The following is a 12,772-nucleotide window of genomic DNA, read 5'->3' as shown; positions in this document are numbered from 1 at the left end:
CTGAAGGAGCTGCACCGTGCCCGAGTTGCCCGAGGTCGAAGTCGTACGGCGAGGTCTCGACCGCTGGATCACCGGCCGCACGGTCGCCGACGTCGAGGTCCTGCACCCGCGCGCGGTCCGCCGCCATATCGCGGGCTCCACGGACTTCGCGGCCCGGCTCAGCGGCAGCCGCTTCGGCAGGGCCATGCGCCGCGGCAAGTACCTCTGGGTACCGCTGGACGAGGTGTCCTCCTCGCTCCTCGGTCACCTCGGCATGAGCGGCCAGCTGCTCGTGCAGCCGCAGGAGGCTCCCGACGAGAAGCACCTGCGGATCCGGATCCGCTTCGACGACACCCTCGGCACCGAGCTGCGCTTCGTCGATCAGCGGACCTTCGGCGGGCTCTCGCTCCACGAGAACACACCCGACGGACTGCCCGACACCATCGCGCACATCGCCCGCGACCCCCTGGACCCGGCGTTCGACGACGCCGCGTTCCACACCGCGCTGCGGCTGCGCCGTACGACGGTCAAGCGCGCCCTGCTCGACCAGTCGCTCATCAGCGGCGTCGGCAACATCTACGCGGACGAGGCGCTCTGGCGCACGAAGCTGCACTACGACCGGCCCACGGCGACGCTGACCCGGCCCAGGTCGGCCGAGCTGCTCGGTCATGTCCGCGACGTGATGAACGCGGCGCTCGACCAGGGCGGCACCAGCTTCGACAGCCTCTACGTCAATGTGAACGGTGAGTCGGGCTACTTCGACCGGTCGCTCGACGCCTACGGGCGCGAGGGCGAGCCCTGCCACCGCTGCGGTACGCCGATGCGCCGCCGCCCGTGGATGAACCGCTCCAGCTACTTCTGCCCGCGCTGTCAGCGGCCGCCGCGGCCCTGAGCGACGTCCTGCCGATCAGGCCGAAGAGCGCTCAGCTCTCGCGGGCCTCGTCGTAACGGTTCTGGGCTTCCAGCACCTCGGGCATCCGGCCCTCGACGAGCTGGATCAGCCCCCGCAGCCGGCCGGCGACCTCGCGTCCCAGCGGGGTCAGCTCGTAGTCGACACGCGGCGGGTTGGTGGGCTGCGCCTCCCGGTGGACGAGGCCGTCCCGCTCCAGTGCGTGAAGCGTCTGGGAGAGCATCTTCTCGCTCACCCCGTCGACCCTGCGCCGGAGCTCGTTGAAGCGGGCACCGGAATCGTGGAGCGCGGTCAGCGTCAGGCTGCCCCAGCGTCCGGTGACATGTTCCAGCGTGCCGCGCGAGGGGCACTGCCGGGAGAACACGTCGAAGGGCAGGCTGTCGGCGCCGTCCCGCCAGGTGCTCTCGTCCACGAAAACAGCTTACGCCCGCACAGTGCTCACTTCTGGAGTGCGCTGTGCGGGCGTAAGCGGTGAGGCCGGGACCGAATTCACATGCCGCCGGCGGCCACGGAGGCGGCGACGCCGGACTGATGGATGCCTTCGTCGCCGCCATTGCCACCGGAGACCCCGGCCTGGTGATGTCCGGCCCGCACGAATCCCTCACCAGCCACCTGACCGTACTGGCCGCCGAACGAGCCCGGCACAACAACGCCGTCGAGAGCATTCCACTGTCGGACATGGCGAACTCACGAGCAGGACCGGGACCGGTCCTCGACTGCTGCCAATCCTGATATCCGTGCCCAACCAGCTCCGAGCGCTGCTTACGTACTGTCCTCAACCCACCACTGAACGAACGACCTTGACGCCCTGGGCCGCGACTGTTCGGCTCTGTCCGGGGGGAAGGTCGTGACAAGCTCCAGCAGGGCTTTGTTACGTCTCTGGGCAGGCGAGGCGCGACGATCTCGACACGTGCCGCCACGTCGCCGAGCCCTCAGCCGCTGGGTCCGCCACTGCCAAAAGCCCCACCGTTGTCATCCTTGTGTGTGTCCCTTGGCGAAGACGGCCGGTTGAGCTCATATGGGCTGAGACCTTCCCCGAGATCGTCTGCATCCCTCAGCCGCCGGCTTCGGGAGGAACGCTCGGCCCGTGGTCCCTGATGTCGTGCTCGAGACCGACGGCGCGAGTCCCGCCGGACGAGGCCAATCAGAACAGCGACCACGACCACTGCTATGACGACGGGGAAAATCCAGCGCACAGCCGACGCGGCCACATGGGGGAAAATCCAGCGCACAGTCGAAGCGGCCACTGTGATGTCACGGATGGGCACCTGGCTCACATGGTGGCTCATCTGCCCCACGTCCTTCCTGAGGGGATTCCACCGCTCACAAAGCGAGGCAGAGGCTTCCGCTCATTGGAGAGAGCCCGCGGTGGCCGGAGCCGTGGGAAACTCCAATCCCGCTGCCCTTGCCGGGTGGAACCCGCCTGAACTGGACGTCTGACAAGGCTCAAGCTCCCTGTCAAGTCTACGGCGGGGAGCCTACGGGGCCGCTCCCCGCCCGCCCGGACGGAGCCTCACGGCGACACGCCCCTCGGCGCGAGTGAGTGTGTTCAGGTGATCCAGGTACTCGCGGCCTGCCGTCTCCGTGGCGCAGCCGGGATTGATGATGGCCGCAAGCTCACGGCTGACCATGAGCAGAGAGGGCGGAGTACGCGGGCGGCCGAGACACAGTTCGGGCCGCCTCGGTTGCCGATAACGGCCCCGAGACGGCCCAGGAAAGCTGGCAGGTCGCCGACCTGCGAAAATCTCAGAAGCCGAAGTCCTGCGTCCACCAGGGGCCGCCGGAGCCGTAGTGCACTCCGACACCGAGCGTCTTGTAGTCGCAGTTGAGAATGTTTGCTCGGTGGCCTTCGCTGTTCATCCAGGAGGCCATCACGGCCTGTGCGTCGGCCTGGCCGCGGGCGATGTTCTCGCCGCCGAGCCCCTTCACGCCGGCCTTGGTGGCACGGTCCCAGGGGGTCTGGCCGTCCGGGTCGGTGTGGCTGAAGAAGCCGCGGGCCGCCATGTCGTCACTGAAGTCCTGGGCCAGCGAGGCGAGCGAGGCGCTGGCCGTCACCGGGCTGCAGCCGACCTTCGCGCGCTCCTCGTTGACCAGCGCGAGCACGGCCGCCTGTGCGGAGGTGTCGGCAGCCGAGGGCGAGGCCTGGCGGGTCGGAGCGGCGGCCGACGTCTTCGGGGGCGCCGAGGCCTTGGCCGTCGGGGTCGCCGTCGCCGGGGCGGCGCCGGTCCTGTCGGCCGCCGAGGGCGCAGCGCTCTCTTCCGTCCTCTCCGCCTGCTTCGTCTGCTCGGTCTTCTTCGAAGGCGAGGCGGACGGCGTTGCGGAGGAACTGGGGGAGCGCGACCCCTCGGGCCCCTGGGAACGCCCCGTACCGCGGCTGGCCGAGGCCGACGACATGCCGCGGTCGGCCGGCGCCGTGGTGGAACCGCCCTGCGTCAGCAGGTCCGGCACCCCCTTCGCGCGGACCTGGTCGGCGGCCGTGCCGCCGCTCACGTGGTAGCCGGCGCCGCCCGGCAGCAGTCCGGAGGCCACGGCCACGGCTCCGACGGCCATGGCCGCGGAGACGCCGACCAGTCCGGTGCGCAGTTGCATGGCGGACCGCTTCCTGCGGCGTGCGCCCCGGTGGCGGCGGGTGTTCGCGGTCGGGTACGCATCGCCGGCCGGACCTGCTTCGGGACCTGCGGCGGAGCGTCGATGGCGGCCCATCTGCTGTCCCCTTCTGGCGATCTGGACGCCATTCCCGGCGTCAACATGCCTCACCCGATCAGGTGAGGCTATTGCGACCGGACTGTACGCCATGGCCTATGGGGCCGAAGTGCTCGTTGAGCAATTGGCCGGTTAGCGTTCTGGCATGGACGAAGATGTGCGGCTCACTGCTTGGGTGCGCGGCCGAGTACAGCAAGTAGGGTTCCGCTGGTTCACCAGGGCAAATGCTTTGGAGATCGGAGGGCTCACCGGATTCGCCCTCAATCTCGACGACGGTCGGGTGCAGGTTGTCGCCGAAGGGCAACGTGAGAATTGCCACCGTCTGCTGGAGTGGCTGCGGTCCGACGACACACCCGGCCGCGTGGACGGAGTCACTGAGATCTGGGACACCCCGCGCGGTGGTTACGAGGGGTTCGCCGTCCGCTGACCGTGATCCGAATGCCGATCGAATTCGGGGCCGTGTTCGGACCGTGTTCGACGGGCGGCGCGGCGTGACGGTGTACGCCGCTGATCCGCGTACACATGAAATGACCTGCGAAAGGACCGGGTGGTTGCCAAGAATCGGTCGGCATGCCAGGCTGCGGCAGTAGGGATGATCTCCACGCCCTTCAGGACCCCGCAGGAGAGTCGCGCCGCGTGATCGTCAAGCCGCGCGCCCCGGGGACGCCCGCCTTTACTGGGTGTGATCGTGTTGACCGTCAAACTTTTTGGTGAGACGCTGAAAACCCCGCGCACCTTAGCTGTTTGGCAGAGCTGGTTGGCAGCAGAACCGCAGTGATGACAGAGCGCTGCCGAGCACCGCGGGTGCGATTCCCTCACGACCCACACCGCATCGGTCGGTCACTCAGTGTGGAGGACCATCCATCATGGCAAAGGCGCTTCTCGGTTACGTCGGCGGTTCCGACCCGCGACTCCTCGCCGAGATGCGACGGCTCCAGCAGCGCGTCCAGGATCTTGAATCCGAGCTCGTACGGATTCAGGACGAGAACGACGCGCTCAACGCCGCCGCCCAGCACCAAGAGTCGCTGCTCGACAGCATCGACATTGACGTACCCCAGGCGGAGCCGGCGCTGACCTGACCGAAGGCCCACAGGGGCCGGTCGGGCTGCTTGCGTCAGCCGTCTGAGTTCATCACCGGATCGTCACCGGGTCACTGAAGATCATCGATCTGATCTGTCGCGTTATTGATCCGCCGCGTTCTTGATCCGTCACGCAGCACAGCAGCAAGATTTAAAGGGGCGCCTCGGCGTCCCTTCTTTCTTTATCTCGCGGACCTGCGCCGGACCGCCCCCGGACGTACACCCCTTCCCTTACCGTCTGATGTGCCCTGCACCTTCATCAGCGAAACCGAGAGCGAAAGGTAGAGTCCGGCGGCGTGCATCTCAAGGCCCTGACCCTGCGTGGTTTCAAATCGTTCGCCTCCGCCACGACCCTGCGGTTCGAACCGGGGATCACCTGTGTCGTCGGTCCCAACGGTTCCGGCAAGTCCAATGTGGTGGATGCGCTCTCCTGGGTCATGGGTGAGCAGGGAGCCAAATCCCTGCGCGGCGGCAAGATGGAAGACGTGATCTTCGCCGGCACCACCGGTCGGCCGCCGCTCGGACGCGCCGAAGTATCGCTGACCATCGACAATGCGGATGGTGCGCTGCCCATCGAATACGCCGAAGTGACGATCACTCGGATCATGTTCCGCAACGGCGGCAGCGAGTACCAGATCAACGGCGACACCTGCCGGCTCCTCGACATCCAGGAACTGCTCTCGGACTCCGGTATCGGCCGGGAGATGCACGTCATCGTGGGGCAGGGCCAGCTGGACTCCGTACTCCATGCCGATCCGATGGGGCGGCGCGCGTTCATCGAGGAAGCCGCAGGCGTGCTGAAGCACCGCAAGCGGAAGGAGAAGGCGCTGCGGAAACTGGACGCGATGGGGGCCAACCTGGCCCGCGTCCAGGATCTGACGGACGAACTGCGGCGGCAGCTGAAACCGTTGGGCCGGCAGGCGGCCGTGGCCCGGCGGGCCGCCGTCATCCAGGCCGATCTGCGCGACGCCCGCCTGCGGCTGCTCGCCGACGACCTGATGCGGCTGCGCAACGCGCTGCGCAGCGAGATCGCCGACGAAGCTGCGCTGAAGCAGCGCCGGGAAGCGGCTGAGGCAGAGCTCAAGGCGGCTCTGGCACGTGAGGCGGAGCTGGAGGACGAGGTACGGCGGCTGGCGCCGCGGCTGCAGCGCGCCCAGCAGACCTGGTACGAGCTCTCGCAGCTGGCCGAACGGGTACGCGGCACGATCTCGCTCGCCGACGCCCGGGTGAAGAGCGCCACCACCGCACCGGAGGAGGAGCGGCGCGGTCGCGACCCGGAGGACATGGAGCGCGAGGCCGCCCGGATCCGTGAGCAGGAGGCGGAGCTGGAGGCCGCGCTGGAGGCGGCGGAACACGCGCTGGAGGACACCGCCGCCCACCGGGCCGAACTGGAAAGGGAGTTGGCTGCCGAAGAACGCAGGCTCAAGGACGCGGCCCGAGCCATCGCGGACCGTCGCGAAGGGCTGGCGCGGCTGACCGGACAGGTCAATGCGGCCCGAAGCCGGGCCGGTTCGGCGCAGGCGGAGATCGACCGGCTGGCCGCCTCGCGCGACGAGGCGCAGGAGCGGGCGGCCGCAGCGCAGGAGGAGTACGAGCAGCTCAAGGCCGAGGTGGAGGGCCTGGACGCGGGCGACGAGGAGCTGGGCGAGCGCCACGATGCCGCCAGACGGGAGCTGGCGGAGGCGGAGGCGGCCCTCTCGGCCGCCCGGGAGGCCGCCACCGGTGCGGAGCGCAAGCGGGCGGCGGTAGCGGCCCGGCACGAGGCACTGGCCCTGGGCCTGCGCCGCAAGGACGGCACGGGGGTGCTGCTCGCCTCGAAGGACAGCCTGTCGGGTCTGCTCGGCCCCGCCGCGGAACTCCTGACGGTGGCCCCGGGCCACGAGGTGGCGGTGGCGGCGGCACTGGGCGCTGCGGCGGATGCGGTGGCCGTGACGGATCCGGCCACGGCAGCGAACGCGATCCGCCTGTTGCGCAAGCAGGACGCGGGGCGGGCGGCGTTGCTGCTGGGTGGCGCGGCGGGTGCGGGGCACGTACCGGGTCAGGGCGCCCCGGCCCACGGTGTCGCCGGGCTCGCCGGGGCGTCCGGCCCGGTGCCTCGTGCGGCGGGCCCGGACGCCCCGCCGGCCGTGGCCGATCTTGTTCAGGGGCCCGCCGAGCTGATGGGCGCCGTGCGCGGGCTCGTGCGGGGCATGGTGGTCGTCCCCACGCTGGAGGACGCCGAGGATCTCGTTGCCGCGCATCCCGAGCTGACCGCCGTGACCGGCGAAGGAGATGTCCTGGGGGCCCACTTCGCGCACGGCGGGTCCGCCGGCGCGCCCAGTCTTCTCGAGGTGCAGGCGTCCGTCGACGAGGCCGCCGCCGAGCTGGCGGAACTTGCCGTTCGGTGTGCCGAGTTGGCCGAGGCCCAGCGACTCGCGGGGGAGCGGCGCAGCGCCTGCGCCGAACTTGTGGAGGAGCTGGCGGAGCGGCGCAGGGCCGCCGAGCGGGAGAAGTCCGGGGTGGCCCAGCAGCTCGGGCGGCTCGCGGGGCAGGCGCGCGGCGCCGCGGGTGAGGCCGAGCGGTCGGCCGCCTCCGCCGCCCGCGCCCAGGACGCCCTGGAGCGGGCGACCGAGGAGGCCGAGGAGCTGGCCGAGCGGCTGCTCGTGGCCGAGGAGATGCCGGTCGAGGAGGAGCCCGACCATTCCGTGCGCGACCGGCTCGCCGCCGACGGGGCCAATGCCCGCCAGACCGAGATGGAGGCCCGCCTCCAGGTGCGTACCCACGAGGAACGCGTCAAGGGGCTCGCCGGCCGCGCCGACTCCCTCGACCGTGGCGCCCGTGCCGAACGCGAGGCCCGCGCCCGTGCCGAGCAGCGCCGCACCCGGTTGCGCCACGAGGCCGCGGTCGCCTCAGCCGTCGCGTCCGGCGCCCGTCAGCTCCTCGCCCACGTCGAGGTGTCCGTCGTACGGGCCGAGGAGGAGCGGGTCGCGGCCGAGGCGGCGAAGGCGGAGCGCGAGCGGGAGCTGACCGCCGAGCGCGGCCACGGCCGTGAGCTCAAGGGCGAGCTGGACAAGCTGACCGACTCCGTCCACCGCGGCGAGGTGCTGGGCGCCGAGAAGCGGCTGCGGATAGAGCAGCTGGAGGCGAAGGCCCTCGAGGAGCTGGGCGTGGAGCCGGCCGGACTGGTCGGCGAGTACGGCCCCGACCAGCTGGTGCCGCCGTCGCCGGCCGCGGAGGGCGAGGAGTTGCCGGAGGACCCGGAGCACCCGCGCAACCAGCCGAAGCCGTTCGTCAGGGCTGAGCAGGAGAAGCGGCTGAAGTCCGCCGAACGGGCGTATCAGCAACTCGGGAAGGTGAATCCGCTCGCCCTCGAGGAGTTCTCGGCGTTGGAGGAGCGGCACAAGTTCCTCTCCGAGCAGCTCGAAGACCTGAAGAAGACCCGGGCCGATCTGATGCAGGTGATCAAGGAGGTCGACGAGCGGGTCGAGCAGGTGTTCACGGAGGCATACCGGGACACGGCCCGCGAGTTCGAGGGCGTCTTCTCACGGCTCTTCCCGGGCGGCGAGGGCCGGCTCGTCCTGACTGATCCGGACAACATGCTGGCGACCGGTGTCGACGTCGAGGCCCGCCCGCCGGGCAAGAAGGTCAAGCGGCTCTCCCTGCTGTCGGGCGGTGAGCGGTCGCTGACGGCCGTCGCGTTGCTGGTCTCGATCTTCAAGGCGAGGCCGAGCCCGTTCTATGTGATGGACGAGGTCGAGGCCGCGCTCGACGACACCAATCTGCAGCGACTGATCCGGATCATGGAGGAGCTCCAGGAGAGCTCGCAGCTCATCGTGATCACGCATCAGAAGCGGACGATGGAGGTCGCCGACGCGCTGTACGGCGTGTCGATGCAGGGTGACGGGGTCTCCAAGGTCATCAGCCAGCGACTGCGCTGAAGCTTTACATATTCTTCAAGTCTTCAACGCACCTTTTGAGTGGTCCTGGGTAGAAGTGGGCCATGGCGGATTTTTGACTTCGAAACTTGAACACATACTCTCTGAAGCGTCGTTTTTAACTTCAAGTGGTGGCGGACGAAAAGTTGTGTGCCACTTGAGAAGAGTTCGCCCCCACGCCTGACGACTCGCCCCCCACGCCTGACGACGCGGCCAGGCACCAGGAGTTCATGTGACCAGCACATCGCAGACACCGGGATCCGGAGCCCGAGCAGCCCATCCGGAACACCTCGGCCACGTCATCTTCATCACGGCAGCCGCTGCGATGGGTGGCTTCCTCTTCGGCTACGACAGCGCCGTGATCAACGGCGCCGTCGAGGCGATCCGGGACCGCTACGACATCGGCTCCGGAACGCTTGCCCAGGTCATCGCCATCGCTCTGATCGGCTGCGCCATCGGCGCCGCCACGGCGGGCCGTATCGCCGACCGGATCGGCCGCATCCGATGCATGCGGATCGCCTCGGTGCTGTTCACCATCAGCGCAGTCGGCTCGGCGCTCCCGTTCGCCCTCTGGGATCTTGCCTTCTGGCGGATCATCGGCGGCTTCGCCATCGGTATGGCCTCGGTCATCGGCCCGGCCTACATCGCCGAGGTCTCGCCGGCCGCCTACCGTGGCAGGCTCGGCTCCTTCCAGCAGGCTGCGATCGTCATCGGCATCGCCATCTCGCAGCTGGTGAACTTCGGCATCCTGCAGATGGCCGACGGCAAGCAGCGCGGCACGATCGGCGGCCTGGAAGCCTGGCAGTGGATGCTCGGTGTGATGGTCGTTCCCGCGCTGCTGTACGGGCTGCTGTCCTTCGCGATCCCCGAGTCGCCGCGCTTCCTGATCTCGGTCGGCAAGAAGGAGCGGGCCCGGGAGATCCTCCGTGAGGTCGAGGGCAAGACCGTCGACCTGGACGCCCGCGTCCTGGAGATCGAGACAGCCATGCACCGCGAGCACAAGTCCACCTTCAAGGACCTGCTCGGCAGCCGCTTCGGCTTCCTGCCGATCGTCTGGGTCGGTATCGGCCTCTCGGTCTTCCAGCAGCTCGTCGGCATCAACGTGGCGTTCTACTACTCGGCGACGCTGTGGCAGTCCGTCGGTATCGACCCGACCGACTCGTTCTTCTGGTCGTTCACCACATCGATCGTCAACATCATCGGTACGGTGATCGCGATGGTCCTGGTCGACCGTATCGGCCGCAGACCGCTCGCGCTGGCCGGCTCCGCCGGTATGGCGATCGCGCTGGCCTTCGAGGCCTGGGCCTTCTCCGCCGATCTGGTCAACGGCAAACTCCCGACCGCCCAGGGCGTCGTCGCCCTCATCGCGGCCCATGTCTTCGTGCTCTTCTTCGCCCTGTCGTGGGGTGTCGTGGTCTGGGTCTTCCTCGGCGAGATGTTCCCGAACAGGATCCGCGCCGCCGCACTCGGTGTCGCCGCCTCCGCCCAGTGGATCGCCAACTGGGCGATCACCGCGAGCTTCCCGAGCCTGGCCGACTGGAACCTGTCGGGCACCTACATCATCTACACATGCTTCGCCGTGCTCTCGATCCCCTTCGTGCTCAAGTTCGTGAAGGAGACCAAGGGCAAGGCGTTGGAGGAGATGGGCTAATCCCCGCTGCCCCTCTCCTCGACCACGCGTCCCCGGCCCGCGCCCGCGAGCCGGGGACGCGCGCATCCCGCCTACGTCATCGTGCGAGTGCGTCGCAGAACAACCGCAGGCTGCGCCATCCCTCCTCGACCGGCATCCCACCGCACAGCGGATGCAGCACCAGGCTGTCCGCCTCCAGTGTGGCCAGCTGCTGCGGGGTGACGATCCGGTAGACCCCTTCGTCCCGCAGCTGCGCCACCGTCGTGGCCGCCGAGCGTACGGCCGAGCGGATGTCCTTCGACTGCCAGGAGGCGTACGTCCGTGCCTCGTGCAGGAAGTGCTGACCGTATTCGGCCCAGGTCCGGTCGGGATCCTCCGAGACATGAAGCAACGGCGTCTCGGCCGCCGGCATCATGCAGAACCCCTCCGTGCCGTGGACCGCGCGCTGCTCGTGGTAGTACGCCTCCAGTTCGGGCAGATGCGCGCTCGGGAAGAACGGCAGCCCCAGCCGGGCCGCCCGCCGCGCCGCCGCCCGCGAGCTGCCCCCCACCAGCAGCAGCGGATGCGGCTGGGTACAGGGGCGCGGAGTGACCTGGACCGTGCGGCCGCGATACGGGAACGGTTCGCCGGTCCACGCCTGCAACAGGGTCTCCAGCAGCTCGTCCTGGAGCCGGCCGCGCCTGCCCCACTCGACGCCCGCCTGTTCGTACTCCTCGGGCCGGTATCCGATGCCTGCGACCGTCACCAGCCGGCCCCCGCTCAGCAGATCGAGGACCGCGATGTCCTCCGCGAGCCGCAGCGGGTCGTGCAGCGGGCCGATGATCGCCGAGACCGTGACCGCGATCCGGTTCGTGGCGCCGAAGACCGATCCTGCGAAGACGAAGGGGGAGGGCAGCCAGGAGTCGGCGGCTCCGTGGTGTTCCTCGGTCTGCACGGTGTCGACGCCGTGCCCGTCGGCGTACGCGGCCATCTCCAGCGCCGCTCGGTAGCGGGCCGAGAGGGACTCGGGGGTGGCGGCGGGATCGACGAGATTGAACCGGACCACTGTGAAGGCCATGACGGGTGTCCCCTCTTCGCCGGGCGGGCTTGGCGCGCCGGGAGAGTAGCTGACATGGCGTCAGAAGTGTAGAGGTGTGCCGTCACCGCGCCCCGGCCGGGCGCGGCAGCAGGGCGTACAGGGCGCCGGAGACGGCGATGGTGGCCGCCCAGCCCAGACCGTGGCGCCCGATCCAGGTGGTGGCGAGCGGGCCGGTGAACCACTCCACGGCGGTCAGCAGCAGCCCGACCACCAGCCCCGAACCCCACGCGGCCACGGCGGGCACGGAGAAGCCGCCCGTGTACCAGTAGGCGCCGGCGGAAGTGGTGTCCAGCAGCGCCGCCGCATCGTACGTGCGCCCCCGCAGCAGATCCACGCCGAAGACGCCGATCCAGGCGGAGAACGTCACCGCGAGCAACGTCAGAAAGGAGACGAACGGATCGATAAAGCCACTCGTCGCCATTATCAGCAATCCGCCGAGTAGGAGACTGATGGTGGCATTCACCCCGACCGCCCAGGTGCGCGGGATCATGAATCCCAGCGTCTGTGCGGTGAAACCGGCCGAATACATCGACATCGCGTTGATCAGCACCATTCCCACCACGGCAATCAGCAGATACGGCACCGAGATCCAGTCCGGCAGCAGCGTGCCGATGAAAGAGACCGGATCGCTGCTGGTGGCCAGGCCCGGAGTGGCCACCGCCATCACCGCGCCCATCAGCACCAAGGGCAGCGAGACGAGCACCGCACCGCCCACGGTCGCCACGACCACCGCCCTACCGGGAGTGGTGCGCGGCAGATAGCGGGTGAAGTCCGGGCCGGACGGCACCCAGCTGATGCCACCGGCCGCCAGGGTGCCGATCCCGGCGATCATCAGCGCCGTCGGTCCGGCCGGTCTGTCCAGAACGGCCCGCCAGTCGGTCCCGACCCCCAGATGGATCAGCACGAGGACGCTGAACCCGCCGAAGAGATACGCCGACCAGGTGCAGCACGCCCGCAGTGCACCCGCCCCGAGCCCGGACACCAGAAAGCTGCTCGCCACGAAGGCCACCAGCACCGCCATGACCAGGCCTGTGGTGGAGCGGACGGAGAACAGCAGATCGAGCACGGCCAGCAGGGCGTACGCACCGGTGACCGCGTTCACGGTCTCCCAGCCCCAGCGGGCGATCCAGATCAGCGCACCGGGCAGCAGATTGCCGCGCTGCCCGAAGACGGCCCGGGAGAGGGCCATGCCTGGCGCGCCGCCCCGCTGCCCGGCGACCGAGACCAGGCCGACCAGTCCGTAACTGACGACGGGTGCCGTGGCGGCGACGACCAGCACCTGCCAGAAGTTCAGGCCGCTGAAGACGACGAGCCCCGCACCCACGGTGAGCAGCAGGACGGTCATATTGGCGGCGGCCCAGGTGGGGAAGAGGGTGCGGACCCGACCGGTGCGCTCGCTGTCGGGGACGGGTTCCAGGCCGCGGGTCTCCACGAACGGGATCGTACCTTTACCGCCAAAGGGTGCATAACGCCCTGTTG

Annotated in this window: 10 protein-coding genes; 6 read left to right on the top strand and 4 right to left on the bottom strand. The window is 69.3% G+C overall.

Annotation, left to right across the window (positions count from 1 at the left end; translation table 11 throughout):
• Window positions 1-16: 16 nt before the first annotated feature.
• Window positions 17-871 (top strand): bifunctional DNA-formamidopyrimidine glycosylase/DNA-(apurinic or apyrimidinic site) lyase, encoded by an 855-nt coding sequence (gene mutM / locus OHA03_RS05750; protein ID WP_267001402.1) that lies wholly within the window; start codon window positions 17-19, stop codon window positions 869-871.
• A 31-nt stretch (window positions 872-902) separates the two neighbouring features.
• Here the strand turns inward: mutM and OHA03_RS05745 are convergent, their stop codons facing one another.
• Window positions 903-1,301, bottom strand: a complete 399-nt coding sequence (locus OHA03_RS05745; protein ID WP_267001400.1) for a helix-turn-helix domain-containing protein — start codon at window positions 1,299-1,301, stop codon at window positions 903-905.
• Between the two features lie 119 nt (window positions 1,302-1,420).
• Between OHA03_RS05745 and OHA03_RS05740 the strand changes: the two genes are divergently transcribed.
• Window positions 1,421-1,621: a hypothetical protein gene (locus tag OHA03_RS05740; RefSeq protein WP_267001398.1), complete on the top strand. Its 201-nt coding sequence runs from the start codon at window positions 1,421-1,423 to the stop codon at window positions 1,619-1,621.
• Window positions 1,622-2,635: 1,014 nt separating this feature from the next.
• Here OHA03_RS05740 and OHA03_RS05735 read toward each other — a convergent pair.
• The gene (locus OHA03_RS05735) at window positions 2,636-3,592 is read right to left on the bottom strand and encodes a CAP domain-containing protein (protein ID WP_267001396.1); all 957 of its coding nucleotides are present in this window, start codon (window positions 3,590-3,592) and stop codon (window positions 2,636-2,638) included.
• A 145-nt stretch (window positions 3,593-3,737) separates the two neighbouring features.
• Between OHA03_RS05735 and OHA03_RS05730 the strand changes: the two genes are divergently transcribed.
• The 4 genes from OHA03_RS05730 (at window position 3,738) to OHA03_RS05715 (ending at window position 10,236) form a co-directional block, all read left to right on the top strand.
• Window positions 3,738-4,019 carry an acylphosphatase gene (locus OHA03_RS05730; RefSeq protein ID WP_267001394.1) on the top strand — a complete coding sequence of 94 codons (282 nt, stop codon included), beginning with the start codon at window positions 3,738-3,740 and terminating at the stop codon, window positions 4,017-4,019.
• A gap of 439 nt (window positions 4,020-4,458) precedes the next feature.
• Window positions 4,459-4,671 carry a hypothetical protein gene (locus OHA03_RS05725; protein ID WP_018551753.1) on the top strand — a complete coding sequence of 71 codons (213 nt, stop codon included), beginning with the start codon at window positions 4,459-4,461 and terminating at the stop codon, window positions 4,669-4,671.
• A gap of 296 nt (window positions 4,672-4,967) precedes the next feature.
• The gene (gene smc, locus OHA03_RS05720) at window positions 4,968-8,588 is read left to right on the top strand and encodes a chromosome segregation protein SMC (RefSeq protein ID WP_267001392.1); all 3,621 of its coding nucleotides are present in this window, start codon (window positions 4,968-4,970) and stop codon (window positions 8,586-8,588) included.
• A 229-nt stretch (window positions 8,589-8,817) separates the two neighbouring features.
• Window positions 8,818-10,236, top strand: coding sequence for a sugar porter family MFS transporter (locus OHA03_RS05715; RefSeq protein WP_267001390.1), 1,419 nt, complete (start codon window positions 8,818-8,820; stop codon window positions 10,234-10,236).
• Window positions 10,237-10,312: 76 nt separating this feature from the next.
• On the opposite strand, the gene OHA03_RS05710 is transcribed toward OHA03_RS05715, so the two are convergent.
• The gene (locus OHA03_RS05710) at window positions 10,313-11,272 is read right to left on the bottom strand and encodes an LLM class flavin-dependent oxidoreductase (RefSeq protein WP_267001389.1); all 960 of its coding nucleotides are present in this window, start codon (window positions 11,270-11,272) and stop codon (window positions 10,313-10,315) included.
• A gap of 82 nt (window positions 11,273-11,354) precedes the next feature.
• Window positions 11,355-12,725: a cytosine permease gene (locus tag OHA03_RS05705; protein ID WP_267001387.1), complete on the bottom strand. Its 1,371-nt coding sequence runs from the start codon at window positions 12,723-12,725 to the stop codon at window positions 11,355-11,357.
• Window positions 12,726-12,772: the final 47 nt, after the last annotated feature.

The organism is Streptomyces sp. NBC_00154, from assembly GCF_026342835.1.
Classification (GTDB): domain Bacteria; phylum Actinomycetota; class Actinomycetes; order Streptomycetales; family Streptomycetaceae; genus Streptomyces.
The sequence above is the reverse complement of the archived record's forward strand: the minus strand, read 5'-3'. Positions and strand labels throughout refer to the sequence as shown.